This window comes from Microcoleus sp. S13_B4 (assembly GCF_036700885.1).
In the GTDB taxonomy this organism is placed as follows: Bacteria; Cyanobacteriota; Cyanobacteriia; order Cyanobacteriales; family Microcoleaceae; genus Microcoleus.
Map to the genome: position 1 here is coordinate 17,561 of NZ_JAUBPU010000037.1, position 26,226 is coordinate 43,786.

The window sequence follows — 26,226 nt, forward strand, 5'->3', positions numbered from 1 at the left end:
AAGAAGGAAGAAGGAAGAAGGAAGAAAGCTTTACTTATCTAGGAGAGTCAGAAACCGAGTCTTTTACCAAAAAACTGGACTATAACCTTTAATCCTGGTAAAAAACCCGGTTTCTGTGGTCAGAGTGCGTCATTCCTCGGATTTTTTAGAACTAAAGTCCTCACGAAAAACCGAAGCAAATTAAACACATTATTCTTCTTCCGTTTCTATAATAGCATTGCGATCGAGGATTAGTAAATTCCGAAGTTGGTCTGTATCGAGTTCGGTAAGCCAGTTTTCGCCGGCGCTGACTACTTGTTCGGCTAGAGCTTTCTTACTTTCGATCATATCGTGTATTTTCTCCTCTAACGTACCAGTGCAGACAAATTTGTGAACTTGCACATTACGAGTTTGACCGATGCGAAATACGCGGTCAGTTGCTTGATTTTCAACTGCGGGATTCCACCATCTGTCATAGTGGAAAACGTGGGTTGCTCTGGTTAAGTTCAAACCTGTGCCGCCTGCTTTTAAAGATAAAATCATAATCGGCGGGCCTTGGGGGTCGTGCTGGAAGCGATCGATCATTTCTTCCCGCTGCTGCTGCTTAACTCCGCCGTACAAGAACAAAACTTCTCGCCCTAAATGCTTTTCTAGATGCGGTTTCAGGAGTTTTCCCCATTCGGCAAATTGAGTAAAAATTAAAGCCCGATCGCCCTCAGCGAGCACCTCCTCTAACATTTCCACCAACCGCTGCAATTTCCCCGATTCCTGGCTCTTAATTTCCAATTCTTTCGGCTTAGCTTCTGCTTTCACAAGAGCCGGATGGTTGCAAAGTTGCTTGAGTTTTACCAGCAAAGCCAGAATCATTCCCCGGCGCTGAATACCTTCTGCTGATTCTAATTCCGCTATTGACTCTTCGACTATTTTCTGATATAATACCGCCTGTTGAGTCGCGAGTCCACAAAATACAGTCATCTCCTGTTTTTCGGGCAAATCTTGGATGATTTCTTTGTCGGTTTTCAGGCGGCGGAGGATGAAAGGCCGAACGAGCGATCGCAAAGTCTGCAAAGATTCTCGATCGCCGTATTTCTCGATCGGAATTGCAAATCGGCGCTGAAAGAAATTGCGCGGTCCCAAATAGCCTGGATTGAGAAACTCCAAAATAGACCACAATTCTTGGAGTCTATTTTCCACCGGAGTTCCCGTCAGCGCAATTTTAAAAGATGCCTCAATTTGCCGCACCGCTTGCGACTGCTTCGCCTCGGAATTTTTAATATTTTGCGCTTCATCTAAAACCAATCCTTGCCACTTAATGCCTTGAAATTCCTTCGCATCGCGAAACACCAGGGCGTAACTGGTAATTATTAAATCCTTTCCCTTAATTTCAGCCGCAAATGCTTTGCCTTTAGCGCGTTTGTCTCCGTGGTGAACTAATACTTTCAGCGTCGGGCCAAATTTCTTGACTTCGCGCTCCCAATTGCCCAATACCGATGTCGGACAAACCAGTAATGTTGGCGCTTCTAGGGCATCTTGTTCTTGTAAATGCAGGAGAAAAGTAATTAGCTGAATAGTATTGTGGCACAAGATATTATTGGCAACAAAATTGTGATGCTTGCTCACCTCAAAATCATAAACCCACCCGCTGTACTCAAAATCCTCAATTTCCTCTATTCGGCAATAAAATACTTCGCGATCGAGTATAAGTTGCAAATTTTCTCGGACACTATCTAGCTGCGCTACATTGAGATTTGCATAAGCCTGTAGGGTTTGATTCGTCCATTTAGAAGGCTTTAGCTGGCGGTACTCCTGTTCTGCGGAACCACCAAGCACATTTTCCATACCTGCTACCACCTTTCCTAGGCTGATGCGGGAAAACTGCTGGGAACCGTTAATATAAACAGGATTGTGCATTCCGAAATGCCGTAGCGGCAGTTTGGTCATCTCCACTGCATCGGCAACAATATCCGAAACCGGAATTCCTTCGACATTTGTATTGGCAGTAACTTCGCAAATTTTCTCTAAATTTTGCTGTTTTTCGGGATAACCGAAGCCAATTTCCTGCAAAAATATGCGCGCTGAGTTACCGCCGAAAGTGCCAATATAATAGGTGCGAAAAATGCCGCTGCCATTGGTGGCGCATTTCTGTCTGGTGGCGATTCGCAGCCAAATTCCAAAGCGCCGCAGCAATGTAGAAAGTTGTTGGATGATTAAAGGCGAAGCGGTGCTAATTTCGATAGTCCGCGTGTTAAGGAAGACAGAACCTTCAGCATCAAAGTAGTTTTTGAGGAAAATCCGTATGCTGTCCAGATTGGCTTGCATGATAAATTGCGGGAAGCTTTTCTCGGCTGACAGCTTTCCCCACTCGTAGCCTTTAGCCTCAAGAAAGCTTTGGTACGATCGACTACACACAGCTAAATATGCTGCTCTTTGCTGACCGGGAGTACGAACAGCAGGATTATTTATTTCTATCCCATACTTTTTGCTTAAATGGTGAAGTGTGAAACGCAATTCTTCAAGAACTGCCACATCTTTCTGCGTTATTGTGAGTATTGCCCGATCGCGCTGCTCATATCCCTCAGCTATCTGCCAAGCCAGAAGCTTGACCAAATCGGGATCTTCCGGCTTTCCTTCCCAATACAATTTAGCAGGAACGCAAACATAATCTCCAACCTTGAGGTCATTTGTCCAGCCATCGCGTCCTAACAATTTGTGGCGGCGGGTAATTGTGATGGTGCTACCGTCTTGCAGTTTGATTGTTCGCAACTTTTCTTGCACTTGCTGGCGATAAAGTCGTCGAACAGTCGCCTGTACAATTTTGCCTGTTTCCTGATTTATGGAATTTACCAGTAATTGCTCGTTAGGTTCAGACCAAAAGCCCTCACCGTCGAATTCTGTTTTTCCGGCATATGCTTCCCATATTTTTTCAGCTTTTTGTAAAAAACCATTAACAAAAAGCAAAGAATGTGGTAAAATGCACTTTCCTAATCCCATATCGTCCGCGAGACAAGCACCCAAACCCCAGCGTTCTAAAAATGCTAACCAGCCTGCTCCTAGCGCTTGATAAGGCCGCAATTGTCCTCGGAAACTAGCCGGAGTTGCGATCGCACTTACCGCTTGATTATCGCTCAAAGTATTCAACAACTCTTGAAGTTGACCCGTGGCCTCAAAATTCACCACAGGCAATTTCTCGATCGTCTGAGAATCGCCCGACGCCAAACGCAAAGCATCCTCCAAAGAAAGAGTCATTTGCTCTTTGCGGCTGGCAAAAAAAGTTTGAGCCGCTTTCACATCCGGCGCGCGCAACTCCACCCACTCACCGTTAATTTCCACCAAAGGCGAATTCAACGCAATCAATCTGTCAAACTCTGCCTTAGAAAGGCGCTGTCCGCCGATCGTCAATTCCCACTTAAAATTTAGCAGACTTTGCAATCCCAGCCCACCTTTCGCCGGATTCACTTTCGGAGTTTCCGCTTGAATGCTCAAACCCAAACGACTCGCCCAACCATCTGTCTTTGTCAAACTCGGTGGCAAAACTACGCCCAACCCGCTATCAGCAAACCGCCAAGCTACAGACTTAATAAACTCGTAAGCTTGCAGCGGATTTAATTGACAAGATTGAGGCCGCTGTGCTTGCAAACTCGGTTCAATTAACGGATAAAGTTTCGAGGCTAAACCCAAGCCGCTGAGCAAAGTTTCTTGAGGCAATTCTATTGTCCGCCCCGCATAAGCCAAACGCTCAACTGAGTTGTTCCAAACAGTTGTCGCATCTACCAAAAATTCGTTTTCATCTGCTGCTTGCAAGCAATAATTTAAATTCCAGTTGGCTTTACCGGGCGCTGGTGGTATCAGTTGAAAACAAGTGCGAAATTGACTTTGTTGAGATAGTTGGTTTTGCAGCGGTGCAGTCCAAGCACTCAGCTTGGTCGCCAAGTTTTCTAATGCTGCTGTTTCTACTTGAACTATCCCAGATTCCTGCTGCAAAGCTTGCAGCCACTCGCGCACCGGAGAAACTGCTTTGATGTCTAAAGTAGAGCTACCAGCCGATCGCACTTGACTATCTACAATACTACTCAAAAAGCCTAACACCAATTCCTCGGCCCCCGCCGGCAAATCCACCGCTAAAGGCAATTGACTGGATTCTTCTTCCTTTTTCCCTCTTCCTTCTTCCTTCTTCCTGACATCCGTTACATCCGTTACATCCGTTACAGAATCCGTTGCCGAACTTCCTTCTTCCTTCTTCTGATATGTTCGACAAGCAGTTGGCATTTGCTTGACAAAAGTGCCGAGGCGGAGTGTATCTGTAGAACTATCTAACAGCGGTTGCCATTTGGCAATAGCAGAACCGTCGGACTGTTTCTCCAATCCAGGCAAAAATTTGCATCTTGCCAACAAATCCAAACTCCACCTAGCAATATGAGACCAAAAACGCAAATCTGAGCCGACAAAAGAGTCTGGTTCTGTGCTGTTAAGCGGTAGTGATTGCAAGAAAACAAAAGCTGCTTGAGGGTTGAGACAAAAACCCTCGACTTGCCAGGGATAAAGGTAAATATCCTCGGTTTTAGCGGGTTCCTCAAGTGCTGCTGCTGAGTGCTGCGGCATCAGATTTGCGTTCGATTCTGAGATTTGGGTGGGAAGTGCGATCGCCCGAATTTCTCTTTGAATTGAGGAGTCTTGGGCGGTAATTTCTGCGTTTTGAGTTTTGGGAGATCGCCTAGTTTTTTTGCTTTTTTCCGGTGGACTTTCTGCGGTTTCCGGTAATTGCCAGTTGAGTTTTCCCGACTGCTGCAAGGAATTTAGGAAACTCTTAAATTCAGATTCTGTCATTGCTAAGGGATGCGGTAAATTCCTCCCAGATTCTATGGTGTCAATTGCCCCCAATTTTCGCCAAGTTTCTCCCCAAATAAATAAGCAACTTTTTTCATTCTCTAGGAGCCAACTGCCGTGTAAAATAGCCATATTTTTTTTACCCTGATATTTGTATTTAAGTGCGAGGTTGACTACAGCATTTATATGGATTTATGAAAATTTTATTTAAAACAAACCGAGGAATTTTTGAGCCAGATAGGAATTAGGTAGAACCTGGATATTTAGGTACTTATGGCACACCTTACCGCTTATTCCCTGACCTAGATAACTAAATCCCTCTTCCTTCTTCCTTTAACGTCCCAATTCCCAAACGAAAATTCATCGTACCATCTATGGAAGGCGTTTAGCGGACGATCGACCGGAGAATCGACCCCAGACAGCAAAAAATGGTTATCGAGTATAAATGCTTATAAGCCAGACGCAGACAGTCGATCGCGAGGCGATTATCCCTGTCTTTTGACCTCGGACTCTCAAACATCCTGTGGTAATGTTACGATCCCGACAGAGAAAGAATGTGGTAGATAAGGAAGCAGTGCTACATGGTAGAGATAGACAAGTCAATATCCTTCGATGGACGGGATATTAGACTGAAGATTGGTTTACTAGCGCCTCAAGCAGGCGGTGCAGTTTTGATTCAGTCCGGTGACACGGCGGTTTTAGTGACAGCGACTCGATCGCAGGGGAGAGAAGGAATTGATTTCCTGCCCCTGTTGGTCGATTACGAAGAGAGACTCTACGCTGGCGGTAAAATTCCCGGTGGATTTTTGCGAAGGGAAGGGCGTCCCCCGGAAAAAGTGACTTTGACTGGCCGTTTGATCGATCGACCGCTGCGTCCGCTATTTCCAAGCTGGCTGCGAGATGACATCCAAGTTGTAGCCACAACGGTTTCGATGGACGAACAAGTGCCACCAGACGTTTTGGCGGTGACTGGCGCTTCGGTAGCGATTCTGCTGGCGAAAATGCCGTTTTACGGGCCGATGGCGGCAGTGCGAGTCGGTTTGGTAGGGGACGATTTCATCATCAACCCAACCTACAGCGAAATCAGAGAAGGCGAGTTGGATCTCGTGGTAGCTGGTTCTCCTGACGGAGTAATCATGGTAGAAGCCGGCGCCAACCAGTTGCCCGAACAGGATATCATCGAGGCGATCGACTTCGGCTATGAAGCAGCCTGTGACTTGATTCAAGCCCAGCGCGAAATTATGGCGGAATTGGGGATCGATTTGGTGGTAGAGGAACGGCCATCGCAAGATTCGGCCCTGGAAACCTTCATTCGCGATCGCGCCCAAGAACCCATCCGCATCATTTTGTCAAGATTTGAAAAAGACAAAACAATACGGAATGCAGCTTTGGACGAAGTTAAGGCAAATGCAGTCGAATCTGCGATCGCCGAACTCCCGGAAGAGGACCCGGTAAAAGTAGCAGCCACCGCCAACAGCAAGGCGATCGGCAACGTTTTCAAAGACGTTACCAAAAAAATGATGCGGAAGCAGATCCTCGAAGATGGCATCCGCGTAGACGGCCGCAAGCTAGACGAGGTGCGACCCGTTTCTTGTCGCGTAGGCGTGCTGCCGTCGCGAGTACACGGCTGTGCGTTGTTTAATCGGGGGTTAACCCAAGTCTTGTCCGCAGCTACCCTGGGAACCCCAGGCGACGCCCAAGACTTAGGAGACGACTTGCACCCGCAGCAAGACAAACGCTACCTCCACCACTACAATTTCCCGCCGTTTTCGGTAGGAGAAACCAAGCCGATGCGATCGCCCGGACGCCGAGAAATCGGTCACGGAGCTCTCGCAGAACGCGCTTTACTGCCCGTTTTGCCATCCAAAGAAGATTTCCCCTACGTAATTCGCGTAGTTTCAGAAATCCTTTCTTCCGACGGTTCCACCTCAATGGGTTCAGTTTGCGCCTCAACGCTAGCATTAATGGATGCAGGCGTTCCCCTTTCGCAACCCGTCAGTGGCGCGGCAATGGGCTTAATTAAAGAAGGCGATGAAGTCCGAATTTTGACTGACATTCAGGCAATTGAAGACTTCTTAGGCGACATGGACTTCAAAGTAGCCGGTACCGACACCGGGATTACTGCTTTGCAGATGGACATGAAAATCAAAGGTTTGCCTTTAGATGTGATAGCCACAGCCATCCGCCAAGCCAAACCGGCCAGACTGCACATTTTAGAAAGAATGCTGGCAACCATCGACACTCCCCGCAAGGAAATGTCGCCGTTTGCACCGCGTTTGCTAACCCTGAAAATCGATCCAGAATTTATCGGTTTGGTAATTGGGCCTGGTGGCAAAACGATCAAAGCCATCACCGAAGAAACCGGTGTCAAAATTGACATCGAAGACGACGGAACCGTAACAATTGCTGGCAACGACAGCGAAAAAGCTCAGCGGGCTTACAACATTGTCCAAGGAATGACGCGCAAGTTGAATGCAGGAGATGTGTATGTCGGCAAAGTAACTCGAATTATTCCGATCGGCGCTTTTGTCGAAATTTTGCCCGGAAAAGAAGGAATGATTCACATTTCCCAGTTAGCGGACTACCGCGTTGGGAAAGTGGAAGACGAGTTAGCTGTGAACGATGAAGTGATTGTCAAAGTGCGAGAAATTGACAATAAAGGTCGAATTAATTTGACCCGCTTGAATATTCATCCCGACGAAGCGGTAGCCGCCCGCGAAGCGCTGAATAAATAGTTTACGGTTGGTAATTGGTAATTACTTATAGAGTAATTGCTAATTGCTAATTGGTAACTGGTGATTAGTAATTGCTAATTGCTAGTTGAGATTAAATCTGATTGTTTCAGATTGATTTGAGAGTAGGTGCGCGACAGCGACAGATCGACAATAGTGCGATCGGCTGTGGAAGTTAATACAGTCGCGCACTTTACCCTCGGCGGTTGCTATAAATAAACTTGGAAATTATTCATCTCTCTCCCCTCTTCCTCAGCGCCCTCAGCGCCTTCTGCGTTTAAATCGCTCATAAATATTAAAAAAAATATAATATCCAGATGCCCGACTTCTTGAAAAAGTCTGGCATCTAAAAGAAGATAAATCAAATAACCGCAATACAGTCAATTTCAACTAACACATCTTTCGGCAAACGCGAAACCTCCACACAAGCGCGCGCCGGTGCAGTTTCCGCATCAAAATATTTCGCATAAACCGCATTCACGGCGGCAAAATCATTCATATCTTTGAGGAAAACCGTAGTTTTTACCACATCCAACCAAGTAGCGCCGGCTTCTGTGAGAATGGCTTCGAGATTTGCCATAACTTGTTCGGTTTGTTTTGCCACATCGTCAGTGTAGACAATATCGTTTAGTCTAATGTCGATCGCAATTTGGCCAGCTACAAACAGCATAGTGCCCGTAGCGGCGATCGCTTGATTGTATGGGCCCACGGGTGCCGGTGCTTTGTCAGTACGAATAATTTTGCGCGTCATAGATGCCACTTTTTGGGATAATTTTTCCGAAGTTTCTTGATTGTAGATTTCTCCGTCAGAGGTTTCTGGCTGGTAGAGTTCTCCATCCGGCATTGTAGCACCAGTGAAGTCTGCATTTTCGATATTCCAGCCATAGGTTATTGCTCCTGTCAAGTCAGATCTTCTCAAATTTGCTTCATTTAGATTTGCCCTGCTCAAATTTGCCCATCTGAAATTTACTTTCTCTAGGTTTGCGCCTTGAAGACAGGCTTTGTTTAGCTTTGCACTTTGAAGACACGCTTCTTTAATATCTACGTCAGCCAAATTTATGCCTGACAAATTAACTTTATACAGATTGGCTTTCTGGAGTTTAGAGCCTTGAAACTTTGCATTTTGGAGTGTTGCGTCTGTCAGATTTGCCAGAGTCAAGTCTGCTTCAACCAAGTATGCTTCATCCATGTTAGCCTTGCTCAGATTGGCTCTATTTAGGCTTGCCCGATGTAAAGAAGCTACACTCATATCTGTGCTACTCAAATTTGCCCCACTCAAGTTTGCATTGTCTAGTCTGGTATAAATCAATTTAGCGCTAGTTAAGTTTGCTCCTGTTAAATTTGCTTTCTCTAGGTTGGCATTACTCAATATCGCATTACTAAAATTCGAGCGACTCAAATCAGAACCTTTTAAATCAGCCCAGTTGAGATTCGCTGAGGCAGCAACTGCGCCACTTAAATTAGCACCTCTCAGCGATGCTTTAGTGAGGTTTGTACTTTGAAGGTATGCACCTGTGAGAATTGCTTCACTCAAATCTGCACCTGAAAGATTTGCATTGTCTAAGTTGATGCCACTCAAATCAGCACCTTTAAGGTTTTCTTCACTTAACTGTGCACTCTTAAAGGCACGTTCGCCTTTAGCGTATCTTTCTAAAAGTTCTTCAGCTTTCATAAATAACCGATCGCCCTTCCGCTACACCCCACATTCCCAGCCTACCACCAAACCCCAACACGCGCTCTAAATCTGGGTCAATCCATTTTCATCTGCGGTTAAGAAATTCCGTTTGTTAACCGCAGATATAGGCAGATAAACACAGATTAACGCAGATAAATTAGAAATTATCTGCGTTAATCTGTGTCAATCCATTTTCATCTGCGGTTAAGAAATTTGCATTTTTCAACGGCAGATAAAAGCCGATTTACAAATTAGACACCAACCGGAGCACCAACAACCTCACCTTTCAACATCCGAGAAGCAGCATCAAGCAATTGCTCCTCCAAATAAGGCTTAGTGAAATAACCTTTCGCGCCCAAACTGTAAGCCATTTGGCGGTGTCTGTCAGCACCGCGAGAAGTCAACATCGCGATCGGCAATTCACACAAAACCGCATCCTTCTGCATCCGAGAAAGTAGTTCCAAACCGTCCATTCTCGGCATTTCAATATCGCAGAAAACGATATCGCAAGGCAAACCAGATTTCATCTTTTCCCAAGCTTCCTTACCGTCGCGAGCTTCTTCTACACGATAGCCAGACTTCTCGAAAGTAATCGACAATAGCGATCGCACCGTAATCGAGTCATCCACAATCAGCACAGTCGGCTCAGTCTTCTCGATTTCCGCCTCCTTAGTAGCCCTCTCGGTCTCATCCCAAAGCGTACCGCCAGTGTCCTTCCGCAGCCTTCCCGTAGCCAAATCGATCAGTTCCAGAACGTCTGCAATCGCCACGATCCGACCGTCCCCGAGCACTGTGGCCCCAGCAATCCCGATCGGCTTCGGCACCGGCCCCTCCAACGGCTTGATCACAATTTCCTGTTCCGTCGAAACCTGATCCACCTGCACCGCCAAGAAATTGCCCGCAGACCGCAGCACGATCACCGAAATCATGTCATCGTCAGTATTAAACCCGTAAACACTGCCTCGGCCCAAATGGCGGTTGTAAGCCAGCAAATCCCGCAGCGGCCGGAACGGCAAGCTTTGACCCCGCCACTCAATGCAAGGCAAACCGTCCGCCCCCGTCGTCACCTGATCGCGAGGGACATCGATCATATCCTCGACCCCATCCATCGGGAAAGCAATGCGAGCTCGATCGCTAATGCAAGTCAGAGCCTTAGAAATGCTCAACACCAGAGGTAAACGGATCGTAAACACAGTCCCTTTGCCGATCGTTGAATCGATCGACACAGTACCTCGAATCTCCTGCAAGGAAGTCTGCACCACATTCATACCGACCCCCCGGCCGGCATACTCCGTCGCCTGTTCCTGAGTGCTGAAACCCGGCATAAACAGCAAATCGTAAACTTCCGAGCGAGACATCCTCTGAGCCTGAGCCGCCGTCAGCATACCCTGCTTAATCGCCTTCGCCTTCACCCTTTGCGGGTCAATTCCCGCCCCGTCGTCAGAAACCGAAACCACGGTTTGGTTCCCTTGGTGGAAAGCGCGAATCGTAATCCTGCCGACAGCAGGCTTCCCAGCCGCCAGACGCACCTCCGGCGGTTCGATCCCGTGAGTAATCGCATTGTTCACCAAATGAGTCATCGGGTCATACAGTTGATCCACAATCATCTTGTCGATCAAAATATCCTTACCCTCAACCTGCAACTGAGCCTGCTTCCCGCACTTAATCGCAATTTCCCGCACCGCCCGGAACAGCCTGTCCGTCGTCTCCGCAAACGGCTTCATCCGGGCGCGAGTCAAACCTTCTTGCAGTTGAGTCGTAACTTGCCGCAGTTGGCGAGTCACCTGATCCGCCTCATCCACCAAAAACTCAATGTCCGCCGCCGACTCCCGCACCCGCACGATCAGCTCGATAATCTCCTGAGCCAAACTGTGGAAAGGAGTAAACCTGTCCATTTCCTCTGGTCTCCAGGCACTTTCCCGGGTGTGGGCGGAATCCTCGGAGCGCCAGGCCGATCGATGTCCCTGACGGTTTGCCAGCAAAGCAATCTCCAAAAGACTCCGCTCGTAGAAATCCTGAGTCCGCTGGCTCACATCGCTCAGCAGCGCTACCTGGTGCAGCAAATTGTCCAAAAACTGTCGCATCCGTTCTTGGTCTTGCTCCAAACTGTTGCGGTTTACCACCAGTTCCCCCATCAAATTGCTGAGGTTATCCAGTTGCTTGATCGGTACCCGCATCGTTTGGTCGCCGAACCCGCCCGCGCGGGCATTGCGCCTGGGTCTGTTGATCGCCGACGGCCCGATATTGCCTTCCCCTTGGCGGCCGCTGTCTTTGGGATCTTCCAGCAGTTTTTCCAAATCGCCAAATTCGTCGTCGCTCTCCTCGGAGGCAGTGCGCGGAGCTTTACTAGCAGTTGTCGTCGGTGCAGGAATTTCCGGCATAGTTGCGCTCTCGCTGAGTAGCTCTTCGAGATCCGAGAAAACTTCTGTATTTACCGGACTCTGATTTGTACTTCCAGAAGCTGCTATGACAGCTCCAGCACCCCCTGCAATTAACAGTGCTTCTAAATCGTCAAAATTACCTTCGGCATCCTCATCGCCTGATTCGCCCTCGGCAAAAAAGTCTGCCAGCGACCCCTCTTCCAACTCCGAGGAATCGGCCTGGGCCGACTCGTCCTCAGCGTCCCAAAAGCCCGTCGTCAGTTCCGAAGTCACCAGAACCTCAGCATCGATCGAATCCAACAAATCGTCAAAACCCTCTAACTCTTCGTTGTTGAGAGTAGCCCCGGTTTCCATCGCCGAGAGCAAGTCAGCATCGCCCTCAAACATACCATCGAGAGATTCTGTCGGCAGCGCCTCTAAATCCGCACTCGAAAAATCTGTTTCTAGGGCATCAAACAAATCATCTTCGCCCTCCGACTCCCCGGCGCCATCTGTTGCGGCTCGATCGAACAAATCCGCACCCACCTCATCGAACAAACTTTCGGGAGGCTGGGCTGACAATTCTTTCTCATCATCAGCCGCGCCCTCATCTCCCGCCGCTACAGCATCGGGCTGCTGCACCATGCCTTCGGCAAACATATCCTCCAAAAAGTCGAAAACTGCGCCCTCATCAGACTCGACACTTGAAATTTCCGAATCAGGACGATCATCGGACACAGCCGCAAGTTCAACCTCTGCCGAATTTGCCCAGCCGTTGTCGGAAACAGCCTCCGCATTGTTCTCGAACAAACTCCCCAAGTCGCCCTCCTCCAATCCCACACCCGCACTCAGCAATTCTGAATCCCCATCATTGGGCCAACCCCCACGGGCTTGCCCCGAAGCTTGCCCATCATACTCAGTACCCGTAGGTACAGAACCGAACAGCTCAGTCAAATCAGCGGCTTCTCGGGAAGTAGCCACTCCTTGGCGATCCCGCACAGTCTGCTCATCCTCAGAAATCGAACCCGAAGTCATATCCCCAAACAGGGCATCTAAATCGGTATCGTCCAGCTCTAGGTTGACCGATTGCACAGACTCGTCTTCCAGGCCGAAAGCATCTTCTAGCCAGTTTCCATCCGCAGAGAGATCTAAATCAGAATTTGATGTCATGTTAAAAACGCTGCCCATTTCCTCATTTTGTGCGATGCCCGCAGCTATATCTTGATCGCCCCCGTTCTCCCCGCCTTCGTCTTCTGAAGAAAGGAAACTAGAAGTAATCCCCAACAGCTCGCTCAAATCCGAGTCCTCGCCAACCTCAGAGAACAACTCGAAATCATCCATTTCAGGGAGAGCATGCGCTTCGGCATCCCCTGAATCATTATTGCCCCCCCCTGCTGCCAGCTCCTTCGATTCTCCGTCGAAAGCCTCCGACTTCAGGGAATACTCCGAAGACAGTGCCGGCACATCCGCTGCCTCTGATAAGCCTAAATCGCCGAACAAGTTATCGAAATCACTATCGTCCGTACCACCAGCAGAAGTTTGGGCAGCCACTTCGTCCAAAAGCGTACCGAGAGCATCTTCGTCCGCTTGTCCCCTAGCTGGGGTCACCGTGCCCTCACGCCGCTCCAAGCCGCCCCTACCGTTACCCGTTTTAAGCTGTTTGCGAGTTAACCGCTGGCTCGAACCCCCATTTTTCTGACCGGCAGCTACTGCCGAGCCCTCTGCCTCCTCTCCAAACAACAAATCCTCCCCAAACAAACTCGTCAGATCATCAATCGGAGGCTTCGTGTTCGTTTCGGAACTTTCGGCATCGTATTCGTCAAACAACAAATCAGTAAAATCGCCGGAATTGTCATCATCGTCTGATCCCAGCATTCCCGCCGATATCCCAGAAGACTGTGCATAGTCGAGTTCTTCTTCTTCTTCCCAAGCACCGTCGAGATCCGGGGACTCGCCGTCAAACAAGTCAGCTAAAGTGTTGAGTTCTGCCGCGCCCACTTCCGGGCCGGTGCGGGTTGAGCCTCTAAAAGCACCCGTCTCCATATCCGATTCTGCGAAGGCGGAATCCTCGTCGAACTGGGCGGATCGAAGGCCACTGTCATCGTTGCTGTCGCCGCTGTCGAGTTGGTCGAACAGCTCGTCTATACTCATTCCAGAAATAGTCGGCAGCAACTTGTTCAATCCATCCGGGGTATCGCCCGAACCCACCAGATCCCAGGCCTCATCCTCAACAGAAACCACCTTTGTCCCGGATTTACTCGGTTGAGCGAAGGCCAGCAAATCTTCAAAATCCGTTTCTGGAACCAGAACAGCCGGCAGCAGCGCCAGAAGTTTTGCGCTTGGTGCGATCGACGATTCTAGACCAGAAATTACCAGTTCTTGCGCTTGTTTGATGTCTTTGATCACCGTTGGGGCTAAGGTACGGTAAGTATTTTCTGGGTTGGCGATCGCCTTGGATACAGCTTTGATCAATTCTATCCAGCAGGGCAGTTCAAATTCTTCCCCTGCCCTGAGCAAGTTCCGACAAATGTTCTTGAGTTGCCGCCTGCTTTCTGGCCCCTCTGGCTGTTTGAACTCTTGCAGGAGTTCCCGCATCCTCGCCGGCACGTCTGAGTCAAATACTAGCAGCAGCGCGCTGTCTTCTGTGGCTCTGGCATCAGGTGCGTAAACTGACCGCGAATCGGGAAAACTCCTTGATGAGGCAAACGCCCCGACTCCCATCCCCGCCATAACTGGTTCGGGTACTGGCATCGCGTAGCTCTCGTCTGCATGGTGTTCTCCGTATCCGACGAGTCCCCCCAAGTGCCCGTTGAGTTCTTCAAATACTGGTTCTAATTCTCGAACCATCTGTTCTCCCAATTCTTCTGTCAGTCCAAAAGGCCCCGACAGTTGCTCTAACAGCCCTTGCAATGTGTCAAATATTCGCAGAAAAAGGGACTCTAGCTGTTGGTCTACTTTAACGCTGCACTCTTTTAAAACTTTAAAACTATCTTCTAGTCGGTGAGCTGTTTGCTGAATGCTGGTCAGTCCCAGCATTGCTGCTCCTCCTTTGACAGAGTGAGCGGCCCTAAATACTTCGTTGACCAGTTCTGGGTCTTCGATCGTGGTTTGCAGATTCAGCAAGCCTTGTTCGATCGTATTGAGGTGGTCTTTTGCCTCCTCAATAAAGTAGCCCATTATCCTTTGTTGTTGCTCCGGCAGCATAGTTTTATTCCTGATTTTAAGCGTTATTGTATTGGGTCTATGTTAGTAGTTCTAGAGAAGCTCTTTGTAGATCTCGCCCCTTGCCAAGAGAATAATCTGACTGCGAGATATCGCAAATATCCTGGCTATTTTTGTTTTCGATATGCCCTCACTTAAAAGATAGCGAATCTCCCGCACTTGTTCGGGTTTGAGTTTGCGGTTAGGACATATCTTACCTGGAACGAAAGGAAAGCGGTTTTTCTCTATGGCATCGCGAGAGTTATCTGCGGGAGTTCCTTCCCACAAATGGTCAGGATTGACACAACCGCGATCGTCGCAACTGTGGCACGCAAAATAACCGGGTTTAACAGGCCTTCCCAGTTTGTGTTCCAGTACCAGTCTGTGGGGATAGAAACTTTGATTTTTCCCGTTAATCTTGATAGTTTTCACCGAGTAACCATCACTTCTTTTAGCCAAGGTACAAATCATGCAGCCGTTCGACTGTATTTGGGCCAGAATACCGGGAATTATTTCTATGCCTCGCAGTTGTTTTTGAGGTGTCGGCGCCGATGTACTTCCGACATCTTTAATACGTCCTTTTTTAAACCTATCTTGAGAATTTTCCAGCCGAGAACCTTCCCACAAATGGTTAGGGTTAATGCAGTTGCGGACATCGCAAGTGTGGCAAGCAAAGTATTCAGGTCTAATCTGCCGACCTAATGAATGTTCTAATACTAAACGGTGGACTGTTAAACTTTTCCATTCGCCGTTAATCCGAAGTCTTTTGGTGGCATAACCCCTGCTATTTTTGGCTAGGCTAGAGATAATACAGCCCGTCGGCTGAACTTCACCAAAGATGCCCGGTATTACCTCTACTATGTTATCGTCCATCTGTGCAACTCCTACTTTATTTAGGTGTTGGATTGGCAGCCCCGCAGGGGGTTTGAAGACTGCGAGGTTGCTTTTTGTCTGCCATCATTGCCCGACTAACGTGCTTGTAAATCAGCCCGCAAAAAAAGCATTAGACAATTGACTATTGTCTTTCTGCTGTTTCTACTCGGAATCTTTCCACCGATGTCAAAAGGTCGCGAGCAACGCCCACCAAGTTTTGCAAAGCACCCGAAACTCGCTGCGCTTCTTGGGAGGTTTCCTGAGCAGTTAATTCCACTGCTTGCATCACCGAGGCCACGGCGCGAGCGGTTTCGTTTTGCTCTACAGTGTCGGCAGTAATCGATCGCACTAACACGTCAATTCGGTTAGTTACTTGAATGATATCTTCAAGCGATCGCTTCGCCTGTTCTGCCAATCTTGTCCCCTCAATAACCTGCTGCGTCCCTTCTTCCATCGCCGTCATTACCGCGCCGGTTTCGCTTTGAATTTGCATCACGATCTGTTCGATTTCTTTCAAAGACTTAGCCGATCGGTCTGCCAATTGTCGCACCTCATCTGCCACGATCGCAAAACCCCTGCCCGCTTCCCCAGCTCTCGCCGCCTCAATACTGGCGTTGAGGGCCAACAAATTCGTCCGGGAGGCGATCGTCGCAATTAAAGCCACAATCTTAGAAATTTCTTGAGAAGCTTCCGCCAGCCTCTTGACTTTTCTCGTGGTTTCTGCTACTGTTTCTCGAATTTCCAAAATCCCGGCCACCGTCCGCTCCACAGCCTCGCCCCCTTTCAGAGCCGTTGCCGCCGCGCCCCGGGCCACTTCTTCCGCCTCTCTAGCGCTCTCTGCGACCCGCTGAATGGCATCGGTGAGGACTTGCACCGAATTCAGCGTTGCCGCCAGTTCCTCAGCTTGCCGCAGTGCGTCGGAAGACAAATCGCCCGCAAACTTAGCACTATCCGTAGCGCCTTTGCTGACCTCCCGAGCCGCCTGCTTCACCTGATGGACGATTTCGCGCAGATTTTGAATTGTCAAGTTAAACGAGTCAGCAACAGCACCCAAAACGTCTGCTGTCACTTCCGCAGTCACCGTCAAGTCACCCCGGGCCGCTCCTTCCACGTCGTCTAGCAAGCGAATCACTTGGCGCTGCAAGTCTTCTTTTGCCTGTTCCTGCTCGTCAGACTTGCGCCTGGTATCGCTAATCGTGGTTTGGATGACCTTCGCCATGTGGTTGAATTTAGCAGCCATTTTGCCAAATTCATCTTCCGAGTAAACCGTAGCGCGAGCGTCCAAAGCTCCTTGAGATACGGCATCGAACTGAGCTTGCAAATTGTCCGACGACTGGCGTACCTGCTTGGCGATCAACTGACCGATGCCCCAAGAGGTTAAAAAGCTGGTAATGCCTGCGGCTGCGGTCATTACCCAGCCTGTTTGGCGCAGGTAAACGATCGCCTCCGGTTTGTCTTGCCGCAGAGCTTGATAGGAAGCAATGTTGGTGACGAAAGCCACAGCTACCAAAGAAACCAGTCCTGCCCCGATTGCCGTATACAACTGTTTTGTAAACAAAGGGGCATTTTCCAAGAAAGCCAGTCCCCCCTGTTCTACCGTGACCGAAGTATCGAGCGCTTCTGTTTCGGTGGGAGAAAAATTCGGCACCGACGCATCAGCCGGGCCGTTGATGCTAAATATCTCGTCATCCCGAATTGCTGAGCCATCGCTGTTGTCAAAGTCCAGGCTACTGCCTGTTGTTCCCATCATGCCGCTGGTCGAGTTGCCGAAATTGGTGTTACCTCTAGTCAAGATCGAACTCGTGGCATCTTCTGAGATATCAAAGTCCGGCAAATTCCCCAAATCGTCAAATTCGTCAAATTCGTCTAAAAAGTCGCTGTGTACTTGAGCGTTCCCAGTTTTTGATGACCAGGCGCTGTTGTTCTTGTCGGACGCTCCGAAAGCTGTCGCTTGTTCGTTTTCGTCGAAAGAGAAAGAATCGCTAAAAGCGTCGTCTTCAAAAGCATCTAACTCGAAGTTGTCTCTAGAGCCAAATGCCGGGGGTTCTGAGTCGCTGTAACCGTTGCTGTTGGCGGAAGCTGGATCGACTGAATTAAATTGTCCCCGGCTCGACCTTTGACTTTGAGAGTTAGGAACCGCACCTCCCATCAACAGCGTTTCGTCTTCCGCCAGCGAATAGTTTGACGAGTAGTTCGACCCGTTATTCGGCTGTTTATTTTGAGGTCGAGAAGACCCGAAACCCGGCGAGGGCATCGCCTCGGCAAAGGGGTCTTCCTCTTCGACCCCAGGTGCGTTATGACCGTGATTTTGGCCAGTCTGGGGCGGGGATTGGTAGTCGTAGTCGGAGTTATCGTCGAATTCGTCTGGCAAATCGAGCGCAGCAAAAGGTTCGCCAAAATTGTCCGAGGGCCCGATGGGGGAGTCTAGTTGGTTCGAGTCGAAGGAATTCCCGGTTTCTGAAGAGGCAAAACTTTGACCGTTGAGCATCTGAGTCGGAGCTTCTGAAAACGAATCTCCTGAGTAAGGTGCGCTTTTCCCAGACACTTTGCTGCTAGACACGTCAGCCGCCTCAAACCCTCCATCATCTAAGGCAAAAGGGTCTCCAAAGTCCGAGTCGGCAAACTCGTCTATGTCGTCTAGGGAGTCGGAGGTCTCAGCATAAGCTGCCATTCCGCCGCTGTCGCCACCAAACGGGTTAGAATGTGAGGCTAAATCTGGGACTAAGCCTGGGTGATCGTCGTCTTCTGCTTCCCACCCCAAGCCACTCATCCCCAAGTCTGCCAAGTCCTCGTTTTCCATGTCGTCTGGGGATTGACTTCTATAGGAAAGGGATGGGGAATTTCCTTGAAAAAGTCCCAAATCCGGGTCTTCTAAGCCTTCATCAAGAGATAAGTCGGGGTAGAATTCTAATTCAGTTTCAGCAGACAAAGCCTCGAAATTTTCTGTTTGCAGTTCTCCAGATAAAAATTGGTCTGTGTAGGTAATTCCGTTGTGAGCGTGTTCCACCAAACTCGGGTCGTCACTCAGGCCTAGCACAACCGTGTACTGTTCCCGCGCCACCTCATACTGTTGCAGTCCGTAGCAGTAAATGTGTCCGCACAGCAGGCGAGCGCTGGGGTCTTCGGGAAAATCTTCTACTAATTGATAAACTAGGGCTGCGGCTTCTGAATAATTGCCATCCATGTAGGCCGCTTCTGCCCGTTGGTAGTCCTGCTGAAAGTTGGTACTTGTTGCCATTTGCCGCCCTCTTTGGATTTTAGATTTTAGATTTGAGATTTTTGATTTTTATCTTGAATTGAATGTTTAGATGCGCGCCTCAAGTCGTGTGACTGTTGATGGTTAGACCCCAATCGAAAATCGCAAATCGCAAATCTAAAATCGATTTCACGCTGCCCACCGCGCCGAGCGCAGAATTTTCACTTGATCTAGCAGTCGGAGCACTTTCTGAGCTTGTGCACCTAACATCCATTCTCCCCTCAGAAATGGAATCATGCCGTCTGGTGCATTGTTCTGAGAGTGCAGTTGCTCTACGTCGAGCCAGTCCATCCCCACAATTCGATCGACTGCCAGCCCCAAAATCGTGTCTTGGTCTTCCACAGCCACGATCGGGATTTCGGGTCTATCTGTGTTCAGAGGTGTTTGGTCTCCCAGAAATTGGCCGAGGTCTGCCACCCAAATCACTCGTCCTCTCATATTTAGCGTACCTAAAAGCAAAGAGGAAACGTTGGGGATCGGTGTCATGCGGTCTGGGGAAGGGGATAGTACCTCTCTAATCCCTGTCGCTGGCAGTGCGAACTCGTTCCCCGAAGGAACGTAGAACCGCAGGTGCAGCTCGCCTTCGGGAGTTTCTAGTTCTTGGAATTCCGGAGCCGGATCTACACCTAGTCCTGGTAATATAAAGTCTGGGCTACCGCTAATCATAATTCTGACACCTGCATTTCTAGCAAATTGTTGAGGTTTCCCGCCAAGAATAACCCGATCGAAACTTCGAGGGTCGAAACTTGACACAGCCAAGGGGTGAATGGCGCGACTGCCGGAGGTCCTTGGCAATAAATTTGCTCCGTCAATAATTGACTGCCATCAATAAATTCGCGCGACCTTTGCTGGCCAATTAGCTCAAATCGACTACGAACAATTAATTTGAAACCCCTAAAGCTTCACTTTGTACTCCCACCGCCGTCTCAAGTGGTAAAACTCTGGGTAATTTCTGTGATGAATGCTAAACCGATACTCGGATTAGCGAGGAGTTGTTGACATGGCTGGTGTCGCGACAATCATGAACGGAGTCACTTAAGACTGAGAATTGGACTCTCTGACTTTGTACAGAAATACCTAGGAATAAGTAGCTCTGTGCATCAGTTTTTCGGAGCGGCTGCAAGTGGAGAACAAGTATATTATATTTGCACTTTGAGCGTGTTAGACCCACTTGGGCCTAGAAATTCAACAGAGTTTTACCGACGCCCTTAGGCCAGCGCGCGGATTAATACATTCTAGTTTATGGTGCGATCGCCAATAGTACCCCCAGTTTTCTCTTTGTGGCGCCGAGACTTGATCTAACCGCAGGTACAAAAAACCTCCCATCAGGGCATGGGTGCGAAATTTATTTTTCTTCTAATTGGTCTTCTAGCGAGCGGTCTAATAATCTTTGCGAGAGATTGACCCGAGGGTAGCCCGGGCCCACATATTTTTCTACCAGCATCAATAACTCGCTTTCACCAAAAGGTTTGGTGTAAAAGTCTGTAGCTCCTGCCATGCGGGCTTTAACGCGATCAATAAAGCCGTCGATGCCCGTCAGCATAACGATCGGCGTTTGCCGGAAAGCGCTAGAACTACGCAGCATCGCGCAAATTTCGTAGCCGTCGAGTTCCGGCATGGCGATGTCACAAAGAATTAAATCGGGTTTTAGTGGAAACACCAAACTCAGGGCTTGGAGGGGATTCCCGATCGTAGTAGCTTCGTAACCGTGTTCATTTAAAATTGACTCGACTGTTTTGCGAATAATATTGTCGTCGTCAATACAGACAACTCTGGGAACCTTGGTTTCTGGGGACGACCATTCTTTTTTGTTGTTGGTCGGGGCAACAGAAGGTTCGTAAAATACTTGCACCAATCCCTGCTGCACAAATGGGTAAATCGCCTTAGCGACAGTCAGCACGTCTCGGTTGAGGTAGCGCGCCATTTGGCGGATCGAAGTGTGCCCGTCGGCCCAGCGTCTGAGAGTATTAAAGGTATTGACAGGCAGCGCGACTCGCAGCTCGGAGGGATCGGAAATCACCGGGCATTGGTTGGGCGACTGAATGTGAGGGTGAAACTGCTTCCACTGCTGCACCTGTTTGACAATCTTGGCCAGCAGCGAGCTAATTTCTAAGCTAGTTAGTTGAGGAGCCAAAGCTGGGCCCATTTCAAAAGTGAAGGAACCCTGGTGGAGACTCAGCAAGTCAAATAGGGTTTCGTGGATCATGCTGTGGATGATGTTGCGCCCTTGAGCTGGGGTGAGGATGTGGTTTTCTAGCAGGGCCCACAGGTAGCCGTATTCTGGGGCATTGGTAGATGCCATATAGGGAACTTGAATTTTGTCGAGGGCGGTATCTGCTTTGTAGCGGCGCAGGTAGTCGCGCAACCGAAACAAACTACCCGCACTCTGGGTAGCGTAAATAATCTGACCGTTGAAGCAGAAGACATACCAGGATTGTCCTGCAAGGGAGCGCGGGGTAGGTTGAGTACCTGTGCTGCTGCCGGTGGAGGTGTAGGCCTCTACGAACAGTTCTCCGGTTCGCTGACCTAACTCAATCAATTGCAGGATGCTGCGGATGTCTATTTCACTCAAATTTCCCTGCATGCAGCTAAAGTGTCCTCCTTAAAACCGTTGGCGTCTGAGCTCGGAAAGACTGTGGGCTGGCGAAAAGATTGACTTTAGTTTTCATCAATAAATTACGCGCTGATGCCGATCTCACAATTGGGAATTGACGAAAGGGCAATACTTGCTGCCGCTCCTCGGCCGCGCTACCAGTCCACAAGCTGAAACCGCGAAACTCGCGGCATTCTCTAAGTGTAGAGTTTCACCTTAGTATTCCCACTGTTGCCTAAACTCGTAGAATCCACATTGCACGATTGCACGGGTTCTTCGAGTGTGCAACGCTGGCATTCCCGACTGGTTCAAGTCTTCGATCGCCAAAGTTTTGAAGTTTTTGGCTGAGTATGCCGTCAGTTTCTCCAACACATCTTGGCGTAGGTCAACTTTAAAATACCGAGGATTCTCTGGTTTTACCGCTGCTACCAGCAGCAAGTGCCGATCGAGCCCCCATGGGAACTTGAGGCTAGTCTGTTGGGTTGGATGAGTTGCGATCGAGGTTTTTTGTGGGTTTGCCACAGCCCTAAAATCAGGTGCAGTCAAAATGAACCTTTGTTGGCAATTGTCAGGAAAACCCTCACTGCCGATCGACCTTTTTGCTCGCCCGCGGCGATCGTCATAGGCTCGCGTCATTACCCTATTCTAAGGCAGCACGGTTCAAATCCCTAGTCCGCTGGAGGATGGTACTCGCTTGGGGGCAGCGAAGGCTTTTTTGACGATCGAGCGGCCACTAAAGCCTGGTACAATCAATAGAAAGTTTTTGACGGACTGACCTTTTTCCGCTTGGGCCTATGGCAGTCCCCGCAGTTTTGCTAGTCTTTAATCAAGCGGCATTGATACTGCTCTCTCATTTGTCCAGAAGGGCGGCGGCCGTGCTTTCTGGACGCTCTCCCGTGAGGCAGTGCTATGCGTGAGGCAGTGCTATAGTTAGGAAAAAATGCTATCCCCGGATTGGGCAAAAGACACCAAAGAGTAAGACTTAATTGGCAAAAAGTTATCCTTCCTTGCCTATAATTATTTACTTTAGGTAATTGGACTTAGGTAAGTTGACTACTGATCACACCCAGTGTTCTCTTTAGTTGAGAACCTTTGGCTTAAGGGGGATAGCCTACTTATATTGGGATTAGCCGTCTACCCAACAGTGTAGGAAGTAAACACCACTTATCTTTTAGACCTTTAAGTAGCTTAAAGTAAGTTGGGATAGGTTTTACGAAGCAGAGGACTATTAGTGTGCTGTATCTAGCGGAAGTACAAAAACAGAGAAGCGGCTTTGGTCTCGGTGGCGGTAAGGCTGAACTGAAACTGCTAGCTTGTCAGCGGGGCGAACACAATTGGAGCGCCGTCCCAGGCGATGACGCGATCCCAGTTGAGGAAGCTAATAAGTTTAACGACGGCACGCTGGTGCTGGTGGAGTTGAGCGCTAGCAAGCAAGTGCAGCGGATTCAGGAGGCTGCCCGCCAGTTGGTGAGCATTCTGCAAAATTTCTCGCGCTTGCAGGACAAGTTTAAGGACAAGGAAGAGGAAATTGAACAGTGGAAGGCTTCTCTGACCTTTTCGAGTCAGGAACTCAATCGCCGGGAAATGGAAATGCAAGCCCGCGAAGAGCAGTTGGCTCAAATGGAAGAGGAGTTGGAGCGGCTGGAGGCTCAGCGCTCGGAAATTGAAAATACTCGAGATGAAGCTAACCGACTGCGAGAAGAAGTCGATCGCAGTCGCGTGGAAATTGAGACGGCTTGGGAACAGTTGCGGGGCGAGCAGCAACGGGTGGCCCAGCAGCAGTCTCAGGTTCAGCAGGGGGCGGTGGTTGATGAGCAGCAGACCCAGAGGATTCAGGAGTTGATGCAGAAGCTGGGAGGGGCAATTGCTTCGGCCCAAGGGGTGCGCGAACAACTGAATCAGTCTTTTGGTGCGCTGGGGGCCCAGCAAGCAATTCTGGATCAGCACTGGCAGCAGTTGGAGCAAAAACGGGCAAACGCTCAACAGCAGCAAGAAGAGGTCGATCGACAAAATCAGAGCCTCCAAAACCGCTGGCAGGAGTGGTATCAATCTCAAGATGCTTTGGCGCAAGCTCGGGCGGATCTTAAAGGGCAACAAAGTACCCTCAGCGCTAAGCAGGAGCAGGCTCAGTCGGTGTCTTTGCAGGTACGGGCTGTTGAGGATCTGTACCAACAACTTTCCAGGCTCGCATCTGCTTCGGGTGGTGCGGTTACTGAGCAGAGAGTAGATGTTTCAGCCCTGGAGAAGATGCCGGTTGAGGAGCTGCAGGGGCTGGTGCAACACCTGCAACAGGATTTGGAAAAGGTGTTCCGCTTTGTTAACGATCAAGAGGAGGAGTTGACTCTGCAGCGGGAGACAATTGAGGAGCTGCAAGGGAAAATTCAAGCTGCTAGCGAGTACGATCGCATGGCTTTGGAAAATGAAATGGCAGACGAACTCGAAAGTTACCAGATGTTAAACGAAACTCTGGTGGGACAGCGCCTCCGGTTGCAGGAACGGGAAGATGTTTTGAAGCAGCATCAGGCGGTGCTGTGGCGACGGCTGGGTACTGCTAATGCTCCAAAACAAGAGGGAGGAGATATTGATTTGGGCCCGATCGTCGCACAGCTCAATACTCAGCGGCAGCAGCAAAGCCAAGAATTGCAAAGACTGGAAAACGAAATTCAGCAGGTGCGGGAGGCAATATCCCAAATTGAGGCAAATGTCAACCGCCAAAATGGGGAAAGTGAGGCGAAACGCTACGAACTCAAGCAGTTAGAGCAGAATTTGTTCAACCAGAAAGGTGCAGTGGCGGAACTGTGGGGTAGGGTGAATGTTTATCAAGAAATGTTGCAGCCGGTGCAGGACAATTTGAAGGGGCTGCGCCAAAAGCTGGAAGCGGTGGGGGGGGAACTCGATCGCGTGCAGGAGACTGGAGAGGAGCAAAATCGGGTAGTTTCTGATTTGCAGCAAGTCCTTTCGGGTTTGATAACAGGTTAAAATTTAATATCTAAAATTATCGAAGGGTGTTCAACTCGGCCGATCGCTCCTCCAGGAAATGGATCGGTTTGCGATCGGTTGGGCGCTACGATTAAGCTCGTTAGTTTTTCTACGCTTTCATAGCTTGGTGCTGACGGCAATATTTGTTGCAGTAGTTGGCGCATTGCCCGTCGCTGCAATGCCAGGGGTGCTTCGCGCAAAATTGGGCGATTTAACTTCACGGGAAGTTGAAAATTCACCTGCGAATTATCTGCCATTGGAGACATTGCTCGCTGTAGCAAGTCGCTGGCTGCAAGTTCGAGATATTCTACGTCGGCGCGGAGGAGTTCGGCTGTTTGAGCTAGCGCTTGTTGGGCTTTTGGGTTGAAATGAGTTTCCAAATAAGGCAATAATTCCGATCGAATCCGGTTGCGACTGTATTGCAAGTCTTGATTTGTGGAATCTTCCCAAATTGGTAGTTTTTGCTCTTGACAAAATAGACCTGTTTGCGATCGAGTTATTTCGAGCAAGGGACGAACTAAAGAGATTTTAGATTTTAGATTTGGGATTTTCAATTGGGAATTTTCATCCTGATTTTCCAATCTAAAATCGTCAGATATTTGGGAGTTGGGATTTTCGCCGGAATTCCCCAATCTAAAATCTAAAATCGGCAATCGAAAATCGGCCAGAGGCCGTGTCCAGGTGAGGGCAGAAAGTCCGTCGGCGCCACTGCCGCGAATCAGGTTGTAGAGTAGTGTTTCGGCGCGATCGCTGGCTGTGTGGCCTGTAACAATGTAGGGGTAGTTGTGGGCGATCGCAATTTCGGTTAAAGCTTGATATCGCCACTGTCTAGCGGCTGCTTCTGTTTTGGGGATGTCGGAGGCTGTTTCCAAATAGTAGGATATTCCCCAGTTTCTAGCTAATTGTTCTACATGGTTTGCCGACGCTTGCGAGTCAGAACGCCAACGATGATCGCAGTGAACAATCGCTAGGTTCCACCCCCATTTTGGCTGCAAATCTAGCAGTAATTTAATTAAACACAGAGAATCTTGTCCGCCGGATACTGCTACTAGCAAGCGCTGATTTGATGGCAATATTTGTCGGTACAACAGCGTCCTGTGAACTTGAGCGTGCAGGTGCGTCCAATTGGAAGATTCAGCCATGAGAGCAGTTTTTCATTAAGCAAAAATAAGGAAGCTAGAAAACGAGCAGTGTCCGGGATTTAACCGATGGATTTTGAGCAAAGAAGGGGAATCATCCCCCTCTCCCAATCTCTCAGTCTTTGCCTTCCTAGCTCCACATTCCTATACTTTGGGGGTCGCGGTCTGGATACCTAGAGATAGGAAAATGATTATTTATTTCTGTTGAGTCACGTTGATTTAATGGCTCATCTATAGCGGTTTGATTTGAGCTATCTACAGCGTAGTTTTGCACGGTGTCTGATATTTCGGCAGCGGCAGGAAGGGCTTTTTGTTCTTTGATTTCAGGTTCGAGCGGAATAAACTCCAGACGCATCCTAAGTTTTCCCTTTCTCCAGTCTTTGCCAGCACTTAATAGATCGCAATCGAGACCGTCTGAGAATAATTTTTCGTCTACCAATTTTGACTGCATAATGGCCATAAATTCGCTGACTTTGAATGTACATTGATACATCAAAGCGCTAGTAGGGGCAGACAAAACATCGTCTTCTTGGGGAATTATTGGCGATTCGTCCATATCAATTGTCCTTATTTTAATTAAGCTCGACAACGAGTAGTGTACGGGATTTAACGGAT

12 protein-coding genes are annotated in these 26,226 nt (G+C 49.0%); 2 read left to right on the plus strand and 10 right to left on the minus strand.

What is annotated here, in order from left to right:
* Positions 1 to 189 precede the first annotated feature (189 nt).
* Positions 190 to 4,935, minus strand: a complete 4,746-nt coding sequence (locus tag QT994_RS18460; RefSeq protein ID WP_333176849.1) for an SNF2-related protein — start codon at positions 4,933 to 4,935, stop codon at positions 190 to 192.
* Positions 4,936 to 5,384: 449 nt separating this feature from the next.
* Between QT994_RS18460 and QT994_RS18465 the strand changes: the two genes are divergently transcribed.
* Positions 5,385 to 7,538, plus strand: coding sequence for a polyribonucleotide nucleotidyltransferase (locus tag QT994_RS18465; RefSeq protein ID WP_333176852.1), 2,154 nt, complete (start codon positions 5,385 to 5,387; stop codon positions 7,536 to 7,538).
* 358 nt (positions 7,539 to 7,896) lie between these two features.
* Here QT994_RS18465 and QT994_RS18470 read toward each other — a convergent pair whose 3' ends face one another.
* The 7 genes from QT994_RS18470 to QT994_RS18500 all read right to left on the minus strand — a co-directional run bounded on the left by QT994_RS18470 (position 7,897) and on the right by QT994_RS18500 (position 22,129).
* Positions 7,897 to 9,207, minus strand: coding sequence for a Rid family detoxifying hydrolase (locus tag QT994_RS18470; RefSeq protein WP_333176854.1), 1,311 nt, complete (start codon positions 9,205 to 9,207; stop codon positions 7,897 to 7,899).
* 254 nt (positions 9,208 to 9,461) lie between these two features.
* Positions 9,462 to 14,774, minus strand: a complete 5,313-nt coding sequence (locus QT994_RS18475; RefSeq protein WP_445243922.1) for a response regulator — start codon at positions 14,772 to 14,774, stop codon at positions 9,462 to 9,464.
* Positions 14,775 to 14,825: 51 nt separating this feature from the next.
* On the minus strand, positions 14,826 to 15,644 hold the full coding sequence (locus tag QT994_RS18480) for an HNH endonuclease (protein ID WP_333176860.1): 819 nt from the start codon (positions 15,642 to 15,644) through the stop codon (positions 14,826 to 14,828).
* Between the two features lie 142 nt (positions 15,645 to 15,786).
* Positions 15,787 to 18,882, minus strand: a complete 3,096-nt coding sequence (locus QT994_RS18485; RefSeq protein ID WP_333176862.1) for a methyl-accepting chemotaxis protein — start codon at positions 18,880 to 18,882, stop codon at positions 15,787 to 15,789.
* Positions 18,883 to 19,029: 147 nt separating this feature from the next.
* Positions 19,030 to 19,563, minus strand: coding sequence for a chemotaxis protein CheW (locus QT994_RS18490; protein ID WP_190661936.1), 534 nt, complete (start codon positions 19,561 to 19,563; stop codon positions 19,030 to 19,032).
* Between the two features lie 682 nt (positions 19,564 to 20,245).
* Positions 20,246 to 21,484, minus strand: coding sequence for a response regulator (locus QT994_RS18495; protein WP_333176865.1), 1,239 nt, complete (start codon positions 21,482 to 21,484; stop codon positions 20,246 to 20,248).
* 225 nt (positions 21,485 to 21,709) lie between these two features.
* Entirely contained in the window at positions 21,710 to 22,129 is a 420-nt protein-coding gene (locus tag QT994_RS18500) for a hypothetical protein (protein WP_333176867.1), read from the minus strand.
* A 597-nt stretch (positions 22,130 to 22,726) separates the two neighbouring features.
* Between QT994_RS18500 and hmpF the strand changes: the two genes are divergently transcribed.
* Entirely contained in the window at positions 22,727 to 24,472 is a 1,746-nt protein-coding gene (gene hmpF / locus QT994_RS18505) for a pilus motility taxis protein HmpF (RefSeq protein WP_333176870.1), read from the plus strand.
* On the opposite strand, the gene tilS is transcribed toward hmpF, so the two are convergent.
* The gene (tilS, locus tag QT994_RS18510) at positions 24,469 to 25,614 is read right to left on the minus strand and encodes a tRNA lysidine(34) synthetase TilS (RefSeq protein ID WP_333176873.1); all 1,146 of its coding nucleotides are present in this window, start codon (positions 25,612 to 25,614) and stop codon (positions 24,469 to 24,471) included. The genes hmpF and tilS overlap by 4 nt on opposite strands.
* Positions 25,615 to 25,741: 127 nt before the next feature.
* On the minus strand, positions 25,742 to 26,167 hold the full coding sequence (locus QT994_RS18515; RefSeq protein WP_333049381.1) for a KGK domain-containing protein: 426 nt from the start codon (positions 26,165 to 26,167) through the stop codon (positions 25,742 to 25,744).
* Positions 26,168 to 26,226 lie beyond the last annotated feature (59 nt).